The 14,808-nt window shown below is 38.2% G+C and carries 16 protein-coding genes, 2 tRNA genes and 2 pseudogenes; 7 read left to right on the top strand and 13 right to left on the bottom strand.

Going from position 1 to position 14,808, the window contains the following annotated elements; translation table 11 throughout:
* Positions 1-110 precede the first annotated feature (110 nt).
* The 6 genes and pseudogenes from MS2017_RS11525 to MS2017_RS11945 all read right to left on the bottom strand — a co-directional run.
* Positions 111-266 carry a hypothetical protein gene (locus MS2017_RS11525; protein ID WP_164707693.1) on the bottom strand — a complete coding sequence of 52 codons (156 nt, stop codon included), beginning with the start codon at positions 264-266 and terminating at the stop codon, positions 111-113.
* Positions 267-351: 85 nt separating this feature from the next.
* The gene (locus MS2017_RS09420; RefSeq protein WP_164707692.1) at positions 352-675 is read right to left on the bottom strand and encodes a hypothetical protein; all 324 of its coding nucleotides are present in this window, start codon (positions 673-675) and stop codon (positions 352-354) included.
* Positions 676-824: 149 nt separating this feature from the next.
* Positions 825-2,174 carry an RHS repeat-associated core domain-containing protein gene (locus MS2017_RS09415; RefSeq protein ID WP_122952002.1) on the bottom strand — a complete coding sequence of 450 codons (1,350 nt, stop codon included), beginning with the start codon at positions 2,172-2,174 and terminating at the stop codon, positions 825-827.
* A gap of 237 nt (positions 2,175-2,411) precedes the next feature.
* Positions 2,412-3,499 (bottom strand): annotated as a pseudogene (locus MS2017_RS09410) (IS3 family transposase).
* A 227-nt stretch (positions 3,500-3,726) separates the two neighbouring features.
* Positions 3,727-4,218, bottom strand: coding sequence for a hypothetical protein (locus MS2017_RS09405; RefSeq protein WP_122952001.1), 492 nt, complete (start codon positions 4,216-4,218; stop codon positions 3,727-3,729).
* Positions 4,218-4,328 (bottom strand): annotated as a pseudogene (locus MS2017_RS11945) (hypothetical protein); the annotation flags it as partial. The pseudogene MS2017_RS11945 and the gene MS2017_RS09405, both read right to left, overlap by 1 nt.
* Positions 4,329-4,516: 188 nt before the next feature.
* Here MS2017_RS11945 and MS2017_RS09395 point away from each other — a divergent pair.
* Positions 4,517-5,521, top strand: coding sequence for an IS5 family transposase (locus MS2017_RS09395; RefSeq protein ID WP_122950936.1), 1,005 nt, complete (start codon positions 4,517-4,519; stop codon positions 5,519-5,521).
* Between the two features lie 276 nt (positions 5,522-5,797).
* Here MS2017_RS09395 and MS2017_RS09390 read toward each other — a convergent pair whose 3' ends face one another.
* The 5 genes from MS2017_RS09390 to MS2017_RS09370 are packed head-to-tail and all read right to left on the bottom strand — an operon-like array spanning position 5,798 to position 9,882.
* A complete protein-coding gene (locus tag MS2017_RS09390; protein ID WP_122952000.1) occupies positions 5,798-6,568 on the bottom strand; it encodes a hypothetical protein in 771 nt (256 codons plus the stop codon).
* Complete coding sequence (sucD, locus tag MS2017_RS09385) at positions 6,565-7,434, bottom strand: succinate--CoA ligase subunit alpha (protein ID WP_071565122.1); 870 nt, start codon at positions 7,432-7,434, stop codon at positions 6,565-6,567. The genes MS2017_RS09390 and sucD overlap by 4 nt, the downstream gene beginning before the upstream one ends.
* Positions 7,431-8,603 carry an ADP-forming succinate--CoA ligase subunit beta gene (sucC, locus tag MS2017_RS09380; protein ID WP_071565123.1) on the bottom strand — a complete coding sequence of 391 codons (1,173 nt, stop codon included), beginning with the start codon at positions 8,601-8,603 and terminating at the stop codon, positions 7,431-7,433. The genes sucD and sucC overlap by 4 nt, the downstream gene beginning before the upstream one ends.
* A gap of 9 nt (positions 8,604-8,612) precedes the next feature.
* Complete coding sequence (locus MS2017_RS09375) at positions 8,613-8,879, bottom strand: HpaII family restriction endonuclease (RefSeq protein ID WP_122951999.1); 267 nt, start codon at positions 8,877-8,879, stop codon at positions 8,613-8,615.
* Entirely contained in the window at positions 8,872-9,882 is a 1,011-nt protein-coding gene (locus MS2017_RS09370) for a DNA cytosine methyltransferase (RefSeq protein WP_241156926.1), read from the bottom strand. Before MS2017_RS09370 ends, MS2017_RS09375 begins: the two co-directional genes overlap by 8 nt.
* Positions 9,883-9,954: 72 nt before the next feature.
* Between MS2017_RS09370 and efp the strand changes: the two genes are divergently transcribed.
* The 6 genes from efp to MS2017_RS09340 are packed head-to-tail and all read left to right on the top strand — an operon-like array spanning position 9,955 to position 14,542.
* Positions 9,955-10,518 carry an elongation factor P gene (gene efp / locus MS2017_RS09365; protein WP_071565125.1) on the top strand — a complete coding sequence of 188 codons (564 nt, stop codon included), beginning with the start codon at positions 9,955-9,957 and terminating at the stop codon, positions 10,516-10,518.
* Entirely contained in the window at positions 10,496-11,374 is an 879-nt protein-coding gene (epmA, locus tag MS2017_RS09360) for an EF-P lysine aminoacylase EpmA (protein WP_122951997.1), read from the top strand. The genes efp and epmA overlap by 23 nt, the downstream gene beginning before the upstream one ends.
* Before the next feature lie 45 nt (positions 11,375-11,419).
* Positions 11,420-12,517 (top strand): tetratricopeptide repeat protein, encoded by a 1,098-nt coding sequence (locus MS2017_RS09355; RefSeq protein ID WP_071565127.1) that lies wholly within the window; start codon positions 11,420-11,422, stop codon positions 12,515-12,517.
* Complete coding sequence (locus MS2017_RS09350) at positions 12,514-12,954, top strand: YcgN family cysteine cluster protein (RefSeq protein ID WP_122951996.1); 441 nt, start codon at positions 12,514-12,516, stop codon at positions 12,952-12,954. The genes MS2017_RS09355 and MS2017_RS09350 overlap by 4 nt, the downstream gene beginning before the upstream one ends.
* Positions 12,954-13,337: a DUF2914 domain-containing protein gene (locus tag MS2017_RS09345; RefSeq protein ID WP_084032386.1), complete on the top strand. Its 384-nt coding sequence runs from the start codon at positions 12,954-12,956 to the stop codon at positions 13,335-13,337. Before MS2017_RS09350 ends, MS2017_RS09345 begins: the two co-directional genes overlap by 1 nt.
* Positions 13,334-14,542 carry an argininosuccinate synthase gene (locus tag MS2017_RS09340; protein WP_122951995.1) on the top strand — a complete coding sequence of 403 codons (1,209 nt, stop codon included), beginning with the start codon at positions 13,334-13,336 and terminating at the stop codon, positions 14,540-14,542. Before MS2017_RS09345 ends, MS2017_RS09340 begins: the two co-directional genes overlap by 4 nt.
* 57 nt (positions 14,543-14,599) lie before the next feature.
* Here the strand turns inward: MS2017_RS09340 and MS2017_RS09335 are convergent.
* Positions 14,600-14,673: transfer RNA gene (locus tag MS2017_RS09335), tRNA-Cys, on the bottom strand.
* Positions 14,674-14,722: 49 nt separating this feature from the next.
* Positions 14,723-14,798, bottom strand: a tRNA-Gly gene (locus MS2017_RS09330).
* Positions 14,799-14,808: the final 10 nt, after the last annotated feature.

The raw sequence follows: 14,808 nt of genomic DNA, 5'->3' as shown, positions 1-14,808 counted from the left end.
TTGTCTCTTTGCAAGCGCCATAGTTGTTTCTTGAGTAATTGAATTTCTTGTTGTTCAGGGGTCATGGCTTTGCCAGATTTGGGTGTATTTCCGTTTATCTCTGCCAAGTATTACTTCCCCCATCTTGTAACTGCAGAAGATCCAGTGCCTGAGATTGCTATAATTTTTTTGTTGCTGTAGTTCTCATGCGCCATCAGTTTGGCGTAATCCAATTTTTGTTCAATTGTAAAGTTTATTCGTTCTTTTCTTTGTGTTGTGTTTGTCATTATTGACCTCCTTATATTTTGTATTATAAGGCTATTTTTGTGCCTAAGTTTGTTGAACCATTACAACCCCTTATTCTCTTTATTCTCACATTCTTTGGATTTTTTTGGATTTTTGGTTTGAGGTTTTTAAGGGTTGATTAGTTACATCTTTTTTTAGTTCTTTAGGATAGGGGGGGAACTTCATACGAATTTTTCGCTTTTTTATTTCAGAATAATAAAACCATATATATCCAGTCCCCATAGTCATAAACATAAAGATAACTAGCCCCTTGAGCGCTTCTTTTTTTTGATTTTCTTGCCACAATTGCCATAAATAGCCAAATGCATAAAACGCCATACTTACAATACAAAATAGTAAAAAAATACTGTAAACATAAGTCACACCAAGAAGTATTTGATTGCTTTCCATTGCTTTTAGATCTGCCCTAGATGTTGCAATTGTAAACATAATACCGATAAAGACTAAGAAAAAAATAAAATAAAATAAAAACAAATAAAATGTAGATCTGTAGCATAAATGAAAAAACTTTTTTAATTTCGGTGATAAATGGTAAGTGCTCATTCTGAAATCCATTCATTCCACTGATTGTAAATATACTCTTTCAGCGGCTGAAAGTCGTATTCAACTTCAACTGAATAAGGTGGAAAAGTTACCCCTGCTCCAATAGACCAGTCCCAAGTTGGCTTGGCAATTCCCAATATATCAATATTATTAACACCACTTGAGTCAATATCAATATCCCATAAATAAGCACGGCCACCGTATTTGAAAGCACTCAATTCAATATCTGTCGTTGATTTACCCCAAGTAGACAAGCCCTTAGAATTAAGTTTGGCGCCACCAGCACCAACCTTAAATGGCCCCAGTTTCCCTTTTGCATGTATTCCATAACTAGGGCCAACTTTCCTACTCGCACCAGATGTTACAACATCTAAAATCTCGCTTAACTGATTTACACTTTTAGTAAGGGTAGTGCCAATAGTGTTGATAATACCATTATTTTCACCTATAGTAGTGGTGGTGCCAGGATTGTCTTGACTGCTATTGTTATTGCCATCATCCCAATAACTAGTATCATTAAAACTATCCCAGTCATTATCATTGTCCCAATTGTTCCACTCTTCCTGATAATCGTAATTGGCTTGTTGTGCAGTAGTGCCAAATGGATCGGTATATCTAAGCGGGTTGTTTTTTACATAAGCGTAGAGGTTGTAGCCGTCAATATAGCCTTTGGGGTCTTGGGAGATGAACCTTGCTAGGCTGGGTTGGTAGTAGCGGTTTCTGTAGTAGTAGAGTCCGCTTTCGTTGTCAAATCTTCTGCCAGTGTAGGCGTAGGGGTTGTTGTAGTTGGATTTGGGGATGATATTTTGGTCGTGGTCTTTGATAGTGAGTTTGCCAAAGGTATTGTAGTGGTAGCTTTCTACCAGCTGTTGGTTGTTGTTTATTAAGCCTACTACTGAGCCTAGTCTATCTTTTAGGTAGTAGTATTGTACAATTGTGGTGGTGTTTTGGCTGATGCTGGTGAGTCTATTGAGTAGGTCGTAGGTATAGGTTTTGTCCTGATAACTTGCTAGATTGCCGTTGGCGTCATAGCTGATGGTGATATTGATGCTGTTGCTATTTTGTGTTATTTGGGTGTATTGATTGTCGTCATTAGTTGTTCTTGCTTCTGTTTGAGTGCTTTGATTATTACCTTGATTATTTTGATTGGTACTGGTGATGTTACCGAGTTTGTCATAAGCAAAATAATGGTTGTTATGGCTATCCTTAGTGAGCCTGTCTTGGTGGTCGTATTGGTAATTTTTATGACTTTGAGTGGTAAAGTTAATGGTGTCTTGAATAATATTATCGTTGTTATCGTAACTGCTTTGTTGGTTAAAGAGTTTTGAATAGGTTTTGTTGGTCATTCTGGCGCTATTGTCATAGGTAAGATTGGGGTGTAAGGGTTTAGTTCGTTAGTTGGTTTTATATAGAAATTTCCATTATATATAAAATCAAGTGATACCAACTCCTTTGATTTTCACTAATTTTTTTATATTAAACAAATTTTATCGGAGTCTTGTTTAACTTTTGGCTTGGATGGTAAATTAATTACCCATTCTGATGTTTCCTCTCTGTAATGGTGTAATTTACTTGGACACATTTCAAGCCACTTTTTCCAATTCAGCTGTTTTCTGAGCAGGTGTTAAATACCCAATGGCCGAATGAATTCTTTTGTAGTTATAAAAGTAGATATAACTTTCTACATTATCCACCACTTCTTGGTGATTAGCAAAACTTTGATAATTTAATCTTTCAGTCTTGAGACTTCTAAAAAATCGCTCCATCACTGCATTATCCCAACAGTTGCCCCGTCTGCTCATACTTTGAATGATGTTTTTGCTGTTGCAATACTGTGTAAACATGTTTGCACAGTATTGCACGCCTCGATCTGAATGGAACATAAGTTTATTGGTATTGGGCTGATGTCTTGATATGGCACATTTGCAATGCATCTTTAGATAATTGAGCATTAGGATGCTTTGATAACGCCCAGCCGACAACTTGTTTCAAACTTAAATCCAGCACACTGGCTAAATAGCTCCAATCTTGATAAGTTTGATATAGGTAATATCACCCACCCAATGGGTGTTGAATGTTTGTTGCTCAAACGCACGATTTAACAGATTCTTTGCCTTTTTATGTGTAGTGCCAGAAAATCAGGGTAATAATATCGTTTTCTTGGGTGTATGGCGACTACACTAGCTTGTTTCATTAGTGTTTCAGTTTGATAAATTTAATCATACTATTGATATTATCATTGACAGGCTTGTCTTTGACCTGATAGTAATAACTACTGCGAGGAAGTTTGAGTAATTTGCACAATTCCTTAGTGTTGTATTGTTTGCAAGCCTTGTTTATTTTGGTAATCATGGTGTGTTTTGATTGTCCACTGCGAACAAGGCTGTTGCCTTTTTAAGATTTCATTGTTTCTTTGCGAGCGCCATAGTTGTTTCTTGAGTAATTGAATTTTTTGTTGTTCAGGGGTCATGGCTTTGCCAGATTTGGGTGTATTTCCGTTTATCTCTGCTAAGTATTACTTCCTCCATCTTGTAACTGCAGAAGATCTAGCGCCTGAGATTGCTATAATTTTTTTGTCGCTGTAGTTCTCATGCGCCATCAGTTTGGCGTAATCCAATTTTTGTTCAATTGTAAAGTTTATTCGTTCTTTTCTTTGTGTTGTGTTTGTCATTATTGACCTCCTTATATTTTGTATTATAAGGCTATTTTTGTGTCTAAGTTTGTTAGACCATTACAGTTACTGGTGGCGCATTGTGCCACGACTTGGTTTTGACTGTAGGGTAAGTTGTGTTCTGATAACTTGCTAGATTGCCGTTGGCGTCATAGCTAATGGTGATATGATATCGGTGGCATTTGGGTGTTTTATCATAAAAAGGGTAGTACCCCCTTATTCGCCATCTATTCGATAAAAGGGTAGCGTCCCTTTGGCCTTGGCCACCTTTTTCGACCCAAGGTCTCTAAACAAATCTTATCGGAGTCTTGTTTAACTTTTGGCTTGGGTGGTAAATTAGTTACCCATTCTGATGTTTCCCCTCCATCAGAATATTCTTCATAATCAGGTATAAAGTTTTTCCAGTTATCAAATGAAAATTTTTCTCCATTAATAGTTTTAGGTATCCAGCCATTTAAAATCATTATTTTTTGTTTCGTTTTGTAAAGAAGCCACCAAACTCCGCAAAATTCAAATTTATGATCATGTCCATAATAATCTACAATAATCATGGATTTGTTTTCAAATTTGATTAGTTCCATTCCTTCTTTCCATTGTTTCATATACTTATCTTTACTTATAAAACTAGAGGATATAAAACTTTCATAAAAATCATCAATTTGTATTGATCCCTTAAATTCCTGATTAACCATAGCAGTTTCAAAGTTAACACATAACATTATTTACCTATCCTTTTTAAATTTTCATCCAAAGCGCTTCTATCATTACCTTTTAAATCAAGCTCTTTCCATGTCCCACCTTTATGCCCATCAATGTCAGGTGAGTAATATTTGTTTCTTTTTTAAATACTGCTTGACCATGGCTGTTAAAAGATGCGCCTCTAACTATAACAACCCTTATAAGACCCCTGCATTAAACTAAAAAACCCAACAAAAAATCACAAATCAACCCTCAAAACCTTATGCAAACATTAGCATTTATGATAAAATACTATAATTATCAGACACTTACAAAAAAATGCGAGTTAAAACCACTCAAGAACAAACCTTTGCTGATAGTTTTATCAACATACCAAACTCCCAACTAGACATCATTAACAAAGTTATCGATTGGGAAGTTATAGCCAAAGATCTGTCTCATATTAAAGTTGACTATTCTGCTGTTAGTCTGTTTAAAGCGCTATTAATAGGCACATGGCACAATCTCTCTGATGAGAAGTTGGCTGATAGTCTTAGTAGAGATTTAGTCTTTATTAACTTTTGCAACTTTAGCCTAAGTGGCAACAAACCTGATGCTACAACCATTGGCAGATTTAGAACCAAACTAATCAAACAAAATCTATTTGATAGACTTTTGAGTAGCATCAATCTTATGCTTGAGAATAATCAACTCAAACTCTCTAATGGCAAACATGTTGCCATGGATGCAACCTTAATTCAAAGTGCTAGACGCACTAAGAAGATTATTACAACACACAAAACTGGTGAGGTTTATGAGATTGATAGTAACCCAATTCAATATTCAGATGATAAAGATGCAAGATGGACATTTAAGGCGGGAAAATACACTTATGGATATTCATCAGTAGTAACAACTGATGCCAATGGATTAATTAACAAAGCCACTACGCACCCTGCTAATGATAGTGAAATGACTCATTTTGAAGAAAATGTTAAACAGGCAGGCAATCAAAAAGGCGTAAGAGTTTTATACGACAAAGGAGCAGCCTCTCAAGCTAATAGTGAAGCACTTAAAGCACAAAAGTTAAGAGATGGTATTATGCGCAAAAAACCCAAAGGCAAGCAAATGAGTCATTGGAATAAATTACGCAATAAAGCAATCAGCAAAAGAAGGTTTGTGGTTGAACGCACCTTTGGTACGCTCAAACGCACTTATGGTTTGGCAAGAAGTCGTTATATTGGTTTAGAGAAAGTTGCCAGCGAAGTTAATCTTAAAGCTATTGCTTATAATCTAGTTAGAGCGGCGAATGTTTATATTAACAAGGGATTAAATACAACCTAGGGATTATTGTGTCTTTTTTTGTGGAAACAGTACAAAAAAGAGTAAAAAATGAGCGATTTATAGTTGATATTGATGATTTTTTTAATGAAAGCTGGGTTTTATATGTTTTTTGACTTTGAAAAGTCAAAAATTGAGGGTTTTGGGTTTTGATGGTTGGTTTTGGGATGCTATGCAGGGGTCTTCTTATGCTTATACAGGCTGATAATGAGAGTGGGCTTTACTGCCATAGAAACCACCACCAACCCAGCCTTGTTAGGTCAGATTCGCTTAAAAAAACTAAAGAGTTTGACCGGCAATATCCTCTAAGGTTGGGAGAGATAAATTAAACGATTTTGCCAATTCAAGTGTGCGCTTTAGTCTTGCGGGTGCGGATCTGCCCATGCATTGGTGTGTTAAGTCGCCTTGGAAGGCTTTTATCATGCCTTGTTCTAATTTTTGGGCATCAAAGGTTTGTTTGGCGAGTTGGGTTTGGAGGGTTAGAATGTCGTTTGAGACATTGCGCATTAGGGTTAGGTGTTGATTGTGTAAGGTGTCAACGGTTGCGTTTGGTTCGATGGATATGCCTGCAATGTTGGTGGTTAGGATGTAGAGATTTTTTAAGACTAATTCGAATAATAATTCGTCTGGAGAGGTTAATATATGGGCGGGGATGTCAATTAGGGCTAGAGCATCAACTAGGATTTGTGCTTTTTTGCCGTAGGTGGGGGATGAGATTAGTACTTTGGAATCTGTGCCTTTTTTCTTTTCAAACCAGACTGAAATTATGGTGGGGTTTGTGAGGTTGTGTGCTGTCCAATCACGAGGTAGGAGTTCGTTTTGCATCATGGCTACACGGTCTTTCCATTCGTTGGGGATGGATTTTAGTGCAGATTGTAAATCTGCTTCACCTGTACAAATTAAGATAAATTCGGGGTCAATGGATGTGCGTAGTTCGTCAATATCGGTGGTTCTTGTGATGGGGTAAACAGGGTGGTTGTTTTTTAAAAAGGCACGGGCGAATACGCTGCCCAATTCGCCGATGCCTAATACAATAATAGGTTTTTTCATTTTAAAATATTCAACAAAGTTTCGCCCATGGTTGCAGGCGTTGGTGCGATGGCAACGCCAACTTTTTTTAGGGCATTGATTTTATCGATGGCTTTGCCACTGCCTGCGCTGATTACTGCGCCTGCATGACCCATGCGTTTGCCTTTGGGTGCGCTGAGTCCTGCAATGTAGGAGACGACGGGTTTGGAGATGTGGGATTGGATGTATTCCGCCGCTTCTTCTTCGGCTGAACCGCCGATTTCACCTACCATGATGATGGATTGGGTTTGTGGGTCTGCTTCAAATAAGGCGAGGCAATCGATGAAATTCATCCCTTGAATAGGGTCGCCGCCAATGCCAATACAGGTGCTTTGCCCTAAACCCGCTAGTGTGGTTTGGTGTACTGCTTCATAAGTCAGTGTGCCTGAGCGAGAGATAACGCCAACACTGCCAGCTTGGTGGATATTACCAGGCATAATGCCCAGTTTGCATTCATCGGGTGTTATTACGCCGGGGCAATTAGGGCCGATTAGAATGGAATCGGAAGTTTTTAGAATGGCTTTGATTTTAAGCATATCTTGCACGGGAATGCCTTCGGTGATGCAAGTAATTACAGGCATTTGTGCTTCGATGGCCTCAAGTATTGAAGCGTAGGCAAATTGAGGCGGTACATAAATCATGCTGGCATTGGCACCTGTTGCGCTCATGGCTTCTGCTACCGTGTTAAAAACAGGCAGGTTTAAATGTGTTTGCCCGCCTTTGTTTGGGGTGACGCCACCGACGAATTGCGTGCCATAGGCAATGGATTGTTCGGAGTGGAAGGTGCCTTGTTTACCAGTAAAGCCTTGCGTGATTACTCGTGTATTTTTGTCAATTAGAACGCTCATTCGGAGGTCTCCTTGGTTAATGTCACAATCTTGATGGCGGCTTTGGTTAAATCGGACTCTACATGGATATTAAACTCAGATTTATCAAGTAAATTTAAACCTTCTGGGGCATTGGTGCCTTCTAATCGCACCACGATTGGCAGAGTTAAGCCGACTGTTTCAATCGCTTGCAATATCCCTTGTGCGATTAAATCACATCGCACGATGCCACCAAAAATATTCACCAAAATACCTTTAACATTCGCCTCAGTTTGGATCAGTTCAAAAGCCTTTGCCACACGATTGGCCGTTGTGCCACCACCCACATCTAAGAAATTAGCAGGTGAGCCACCAAAATGCTCGATTAAATCCATTGTTGCCATCGCCAACCCTGCGCCATTCACCATACAGCCGATGGTGCCGTTAAGTGAAATATAGTTAAGCTGGTGTTCGCTGGCAAGTTGTTCTTTTTTATCTTCTTGAGAAATATCGCGCAACTTAGCAATATCCTCATGGCGATATAAGGCGTTATCATCAAAATCAATTTTGCCATCCAATGCCAATAATTGATTTTCTGTCGTAACAATAAGGGGGTTGATTTCAATTAAACTCACATCTTTTTGGGTAAAAATTTCATACAAACCCAAGAGTGTTGTGTTAAATTGCTGAGTTAAATCAGCATTAAGTCCTAATTTTTCCGCCACCAAAGTACAATCTTGCACAGACAAACTGCCCAATGGGTCAACGCCAAATTTAATGATTTTATCAGGCGTTTCACTGGCAACTTTTTCAATGTCCATTCCCCCTTCAACAGAGGCTAAAACAGTAATTTTTTGCGTCTGCCTATCAATCAACAGTCCCAAATACAATTCCCGCTCAATATTTTGCCCTGCCTCAATCAGCAACTGGCTAACTGGCAGGCCTTTAGCATCAGTCTGTGGTGTAACCAACTGCAGACCTAATAATTTTTCCGACGCACTTTCAACCTCTGCCATTGAGCGACATAAAATTACCCCACCCCCTTTGCCTCGTCCACCTGCATGAACCTGGGCTTTTACCACCCAAACGCTCCCCCCTAATTCTGAGCAAGCTTCGCTTGATTGTTCTACAGTTGAAATCAAAACCCCTTTAGGCGTTTGAATGTCAAATTGGTTAAATAATGTTTTTGCTTGGTATTCGTGTATGTGCATATTAGTTTGTTATTTTATAAATCTAATTTGTAGGTTTAAATTAAAATACATTTCACCCTCTTGTTGGTAAATTTTCCCATAATTATGCCTTGAACTGCCCGCACTTTCAAATTTTGTATTTTCATATAAATAGAGACCTTTGCATAAATATGGATGATTAGCAAAATTCAATTTTTGCCCACTTGGTGATTTTCTTAAACCTTGTCCTAGCAGAGCTGAGGCTAGGTTTAAAAAATTGCCAAGTGGGTGAAAAGTAGATTTTTGATGATTATTCATATTTATGCACAGGCTCCAGATAACCAAGTATTTGTTTTATTACAGCTTGAATTGCTGCTACAGCAACAGAGTTACCTAATTGCTTCATGGCTTGTGTTTCAGAAACTGGGAAAATAAAGTGATTAGGCAACCCTTGCATTTTTTTTCCTTCATTAGAACTTAATTTTTTAATATTGCCATCAACCATATAGGAATCCCAATTTCTTCTATCATCAATTTTCGACCCTCTACCACCTACTCTAAGCGTGTAACCAATTTTTTTCGGACAATGTCCATTCCAAATATCGGACATTGTTGTTTTTAACGCTTGAGCTTCTGGAAATTTAAAGTTTATATTTTTATCTTTAAAGCCAACCATAAATAATCTTGGTCTGTGTTGAGGCAAGCCAAAATCAGAGGCTTTAATAATTTTATAAAAAAATGAATAGCCTAATTTTTCGGTAATAACTTGTTTTATAGTTGCAAAGGTTTTATCGTCATCATGCCTCAATAAGCCCCTCACATTTTCTAAAAAAAAGACATTAGGTTGCTTTTCTTGAATGATTTTTACAATATTAAAAAATAGCGTGCCCCTTGTTTCGCTAAAGCCTTTTTTAAATCCAGCTTGAGAAAAAGGCTGACACGGAAAACCTGCAAATAAAAAGTCAAAATCAGGTATATCTTTTTCATTAACCTCGGTAATATCGCCTGCAAAGTTACCTGAATAAAACAGTTCTTTGTTGTGTTTTAAAAAGTTTGCTTCATAAGTTTTGCGAGCATTGTCGTCAAATTCGCTGGCAAAAACACATTGCCCACCTAGATTTGCAGCAGCTAAGTGAAAGCCACCGATACCTGCGAATAAATCAATAAAAGTAAAATTAGGTTTGCCGTGTTTATAATTAGAGTCTTGTGTTTCGAATTGGTCTAATGACCCCATCTGAAAAGACTCTTCCACGCAGTCAGAATGGTAAGATAGTTTTTCTTTGTAGGGGTTAGTTTTAGGCATATCCTTTACTTTTAGCATGGCGTTATTTTACAAACAAAATCTAGTGTAGTTTGAGTAAAATAAGAGTTTTTATTTTCGTGATTTTAAAAAATGGCAAATTATTCAACCAGTCAGTTCAAAAATGGCTTAAAACTAATGTTAGATGGCAATCCTTGTTCAATTATAAGTAATGAAATTCGCAAACCGGGTAAGGGGCAGGCGTCTAATAAGGTAAAGTTAAGGGACTTGATTACGGGTAAAACCTTGGAGAAGACTTTTAAATCTGGCGAGTCTGTGGAGGGTGCGGATGTGATGGAGTTGGATATGCAGTATTTGTATAGTGATGGCGATACTTATAATTTTATGGATCCAGAATCTTTTGAGCAATATGTGGTCGATGAAACAGGAATGGGTGATGCTAAAGGGTATTTGGTGGAACAGGATATGTGTGTGATTACGCTTTGGAATAATAATCCAATTTCGGTAACACCGCCAAATCATGTGATGCTTGAGGTGGTAGATACCGATCCGGGGTTAAAGGGTGATACGGCTGGTACGGGTGGAAAACCTGCAACAATGAATACGGGTGTGGTGGTGCAAGTGCCATTATTTATTAGTATTGGTGAAAAAGTCAAAGTGGATACGCGCACGAATGAGTATGCGGGACGCACTTAAGCAATATGCGTGTTTTTTGGCAAGCATACGGCAATTTTTCTCTGAGCGAGAGGTTGTTGAAGTATGTACGCTTCAGCTGTTAGACTCCCCTGTTACTGATGTTTATATTGACAGCATTACGGCACAAGTTAATAAAGATATTGAGCAAAAATCGAAATATTTACACACTTCGCCTGAATTAGAAATGAAAAAACTGCTGGCACAGGGCAGTGGGGATATTTATCAGATTTGCCAAGTGTTTCGTGACAATGAACAAGGCAGTCAAAATTTTAACGAATTTACCATGATGGAGTATTACCGCCTTGGTTTTGATATTCATCAATTGATGGATGATATTGTTCAACTGTTACAAACACTGGGCATCCGCTACTCTGTTAGTAAGTTGTCTTATGCTCAGGCATTCACACAATACGGCAACATTGATATTTTAAATACAGATTTTGAAACGCTAAAGATAATAGCGATTGAACAAGGTTTAACGAGTGATTTTGAGTGGATTGAAGATTTACAAATTTTACTTTTTACGCATTTGATTGAGCCACAGTTGCAGGCTTTGCCATTGTGTTTTATTTATGATTATCCAGCCAGTCAATCCGCACTTGCTAGAGTAGAAGGGCAAGTGGCACATCGGTTTGAACTGTATATGAATGGTGTGGAAATTGCCAATGGTTACGATGAATTGCAAGCGGGTGCAGATTATAAAGATGTGTTTTCCGTGGAATTAAACAAGCGCCAACAATTGACAAAATTTGTGCCTGAAATGAACCAAGAATTTTTATCACAACTTGAAAATTCACTGCCACAGTGTTCGGGTGTTGCTATTGGCATGGCACGATTATTGTCGCAAATTAATTAAAAACGCTTTAAAATAAGCAGTATTCTGACACTTTCTTTAAATTTTATGATTCGATTTATTTTATTATTGTTATTAAGTGTAAACACACAGGCATTGCAGCTTCTGCAACCTAAAGAGGCGCACAATACTGTTAAGCAAAAATTAAGTGCCGAGCAAGTATTATCGGCCAAGCAACTGTTGACACAATTAAAAAAAGGCGCCAAAAGTGGCAATGCTAGGTCACAATTCAGTTTGGCAAATATGTATTATCACGGTATTAATACTAGAAAAGATATTAAATTGGCTTTCTATTGGTATTCACAAGTTGCCGAACTTGGCTATCCCACAGCACAGTTTAATTTGGCTGAATTTTATTACAATGGCATTGGTATAACAAAAAATTTGAATCAAGCAATATTTTGGTATGAGAAGGCGGCGCAACAAGATTTCATAACTGCACAATACAAATTAGCCAAAATATACCATTTTGGACAAAATATAACAGGCGCTCAATATTGGTATGCAAGGGCGGCAAAATTAGAATTTTCTCCAGCACAGTTGAGTTTAGCACAGTTGTATGAAAAAGAAATGGGGGGCAATAAGGATTTAAAATTAGCACAATATTGGTATGAAAAAGCGGCCATACAATCTAATGCTGAAGCGCAATATTACCTAGCCGATTTTTTTGAACGCACAGCAAAGCCTGTGCAGGCATTGTTAATGTATCAAGAGTCAGCAAAACGAGGATTTAGCAAGGCACAATCTCGTTTAGCCCGTAGGCACAGCCATCCTATTCTCAATGACTCAAAAAAATCAATTGTTGGCAAAATGCCAAATATGCAAGAAATTGCGCGCTCTTTATTAGAAAATTCCAAAATTCTCAATAATACCACCAAGACATTGGCGAATAATACTGCAAGCAAAACATTGACAAACAATACTATAAGCAAAACACTAACAAACAAAACATTGACAAGTAATACTATAGGCAAAACACCAACAAACAAAACATTGACAAGCAATACTACAAGCAAAACACCGACAAACAAAACATTGATAAACAATACTACAAACAAAACACCAGCAAACAATACTACAAGCAAAACACCGACAAACAATACTGCAAAAGACGACCCAACTCCACAAAAAGTTTTAAAAAAATGACAGATAATTTTTGGCAAACGCTTTCACTTGAAGAAATGACACGAACACAGTGGGAATCATTGTGTGACAGTTGTGGGCGTTGTTGTTTGCATAAAATTGAAGACGAAGATACGAATGAAATTTATTTCACCGATGTAGCCTGTCGTTATCTTGATGAGGAAACTTGCCAATGTCCGCACTATGAAATGCGTCAATCTTGGGTGCCAGATTGTTTGACAATTTATCCCGATTGGGGTGATAAATTTAATTGGTTGCCATCAACTTGTGCGTACCGATTGTTGTACGAAGGCAAATCTTTACCCGATTGGCATCCGCTAATTAGTGGTGATAAGAATTCAGTGCATTTAGCAGGAATTTCTGTGCGTGGACGCACCTTTAGAGATGATAAAATAGCACAAAAAGAAATTTATCAACATGTGATCACTTGGGTGGAATAATGAAGCACTTATTATTGGGATGTTTATTTTTGATCAACACGGCGTTTGCTGCATGGCCACATGAACATATTTCTCAGGCAACCTTTGCACTTAATATTGTCAATAGAATGCCACAGGGTAAGGTTAGTGAAATTGACAATAGCACGAAAAAAATATTCTTTTACACCAACTTAAGAAACCTCAAGGGGCAAACGATTAGACATCGCTGGCTCTACAAAGGTAAAAAAATGGCAGAAGTTAGGTTTCACCCAAAAGGCAATCGTTGGCGTGTTTATTCCAGTAAAAACCTTTGGCGTAAATGGACAGGGCGATGGAAGGTTGAAGTGTTAAATCAGCGCAACCAAATTTTATTAACAAAAACATTCGAGTATAAAAACAAATGAATAAAACAAAAATAAACAAAGTAGTTCTCGCCTATTCTGGCGGATTAGACACCAGTATTATCGTTAAATGGCTACAAGATACCTATCAGTGTGAAGTGGTTACCTTTACTGCCGATATTGGTCAAGGTGAAGAAGTGGAGCCAGCGCGTGCCAAAGCAAAAGCAGCGGGTGTCGAAGAGATTTATATTGAAGATTTACGCGAAGAGTTTGCGCGTGATTTCGTTTTCCCAATGTTTCGTGCTAATGCTATTTATGAAGGTGAATATTTGCTTGGCACTTCCATTGCACGCCCATTAATTTCTAAACGATTGGTAGAAATTGCCAACAAAGTAGGTGCTGATGCTATTAGTCACGGTGCCACAGGTAAAGGCAACGACCAAGTGCGTTTTGAGCTAAATGCTTACGCATTAGATGCCGATATTCAAGTGATTGCCCCTTGGCGTGAATGGGATTTGTCTTCACGAGAATCTTTGATGGACTATGCGCAAAAACACGGCATTGAAATTGATTATCAAAAACAAAATAAAAAATCCCCGTATTCAATGGATGCAAATTTACTCCACATTTCTTACGAAGGTGATATTTTAGAAGACCCTTGGGCAGAGCCAGAAGACGATATGTGGCGTTGGACAGCATCACCTGAAAATGCACCTGATAAAGCCGAATATGTAGAGTTAACTTATTCAAAGGGCGATATTGTGGCCATTAACGGACAGGCAATGAGTCCTGCATCGGTAATGGAAGATTTGAATCAGCGAGCAGGCGCACATGGTGTTGGTCGTGATGATATTGTTGAAAATCGTTTTGTCGGTATGAAGTCCCGTGGTTGTTATGAAACACCTGCTGGCACAGTAATGCTAAAGGCACATCGTGCCATGGAAAGTCTTACGCTAGACCGAGAAGCAGCACATTTGAAAGATGAATTAATGCCCAAATATGCCAATATGGTTTACAACGGTTTTTGGTTTGCACCTGAGCGTGAAATGTTGCAAGCGGCAATTGACCAAACTCAAGCAGTTGTGAATGGCGTTGTGCGTCTTAAATTTTACAAGGGTAATGTGATTGTGGTCGGTCGTCAATCTGATAATTCATTGTTTAGTGAGAAAATTGCTACCTTTGAAGATGATCAAGGTGCTTATGATCAAAAAGATGCAGCAGGTTTTATTAAACTTAATGCATTGCGCTTACGCCTTAAATCTTTGTAAGAATCGTTCTTTCAGACAATAAAAAGCCCGACTATAGTCGGGCTTTTTATTGTATTTTGGAGGCCGGAACCAGAATCGAACTGGTCTGTAAGGCTTTGCAGGCCCCTGCATAACCGCTTTGCTATCCGGCCAAGAATAAAGCGGTAATAAAAAAAAGCCTGTCAGGACAGGCTTCGAAATTGGAGCGGGAAACGAGATTCGAACTCGCGACATTCACGTTGGCAACGTGATGCTCTACCAGCTGAGCTATTCCCGCATAAGTGGCA

Origin of the sequence: Bathymodiolus thermophilus thioautotrophic gill symbiont, from assembly GCF_003711265.1 — a bacterium.
GTDB lineage: Bacteria > Pseudomonadota > Gammaproteobacteria > PS1 > Pseudothioglobaceae > Thiodubiliella.
The sequence above is the reverse complement of the archived record's forward strand: the minus strand, read 5'-3'. Positions and strand labels throughout refer to the sequence as shown.

Coding starts and splice junctions, on each gene's coding strand:
- MS2017_RS09415 (WP_122952002.1), bottom strand. CDS start 2,174: ATGACCAACAAAACCTATTCAAAACTCTTTAACCAACAAAGCAGTTAC.
- MS2017_RS09395 (WP_122950936.1), top strand. CDS start 4,517: ATGCGAGTTAAAACCACTCAAGAACAAACCTTTGCTGATAGTTTTATC.
- MS2017_RS09350 (WP_122951996.1), top strand. CDS start 12,514: ATGACAGATAATTTTTGGCAAACGCTTTCACTTGAAGAAATGACACGA.
- MS2017_RS09420 (WP_164707692.1), bottom strand. CDS start 675: ATGGAAAGCAATCAAATACTTCTTGGTGTGACTTATGTTTACAGTATT.
- MS2017_RS09390 (WP_122952000.1), bottom strand. CDS start 6,568: ATGAAAAAACCTATTATTGTATTAGGCATCGGCGAATTGGGCAGCGTA.
- sucD (WP_071565122.1), bottom strand. CDS start 7,434: ATGAGCGTTCTAATTGACAAAAATACACGAGTAATCACGCAAGGCTTT.
- epmA (WP_122951997.1), top strand. CDS start 10,496: ATGAGTATGCGGGACGCACTTAAGCAATATGCGTGTTTTTTGGCAAGC.
- MS2017_RS11525 (WP_164707693.1), bottom strand. CDS start 266: ATGACAAACACAACACAAAGAAAAGAACGAATAAACTTTACAATTGAA.
- MS2017_RS09355 (WP_071565127.1), top strand. CDS start 11,420: ATGATTCGATTTATTTTATTATTGTTATTAAGTGTAAACACACAGGCA.
- MS2017_RS09345 (WP_084032386.1), top strand. CDS start 12,954: ATGAAGCACTTATTATTGGGATGTTTATTTTTGATCAACACGGCGTTT.
- MS2017_RS09370 (WP_241156926.1), bottom strand. CDS start 9,882: ATGCTAAAAGTAAAGGATATGCCTAAAACTAACCCCTACAAAGAAAAA.
- efp (WP_071565125.1), top strand. CDS start 9,955: ATGGCAAATTATTCAACCAGTCAGTTCAAAAATGGCTTAAAACTAATG.
- MS2017_RS09340 (WP_122951995.1), top strand. CDS start 13,334: ATGAATAAAACAAAAATAAACAAAGTAGTTCTCGCCTATTCTGGCGGA.
- sucC (WP_071565123.1), bottom strand. CDS start 8,603: ATGCACATACACGAATACCAAGCAAAAACATTATTTAACCAATTTGAC.
- MS2017_RS09405 (WP_122952001.1), bottom strand. CDS start 4,218: ATGTTATGTGTTAACTTTGAAACTGCTATGGTTAATCAGGAATTTAAG.
- MS2017_RS09375 (WP_122951999.1), bottom strand. CDS start 8,879: ATGAATAATCATCAAAAATCTACTTTTCACCCACTTGGCAATTTTTTA.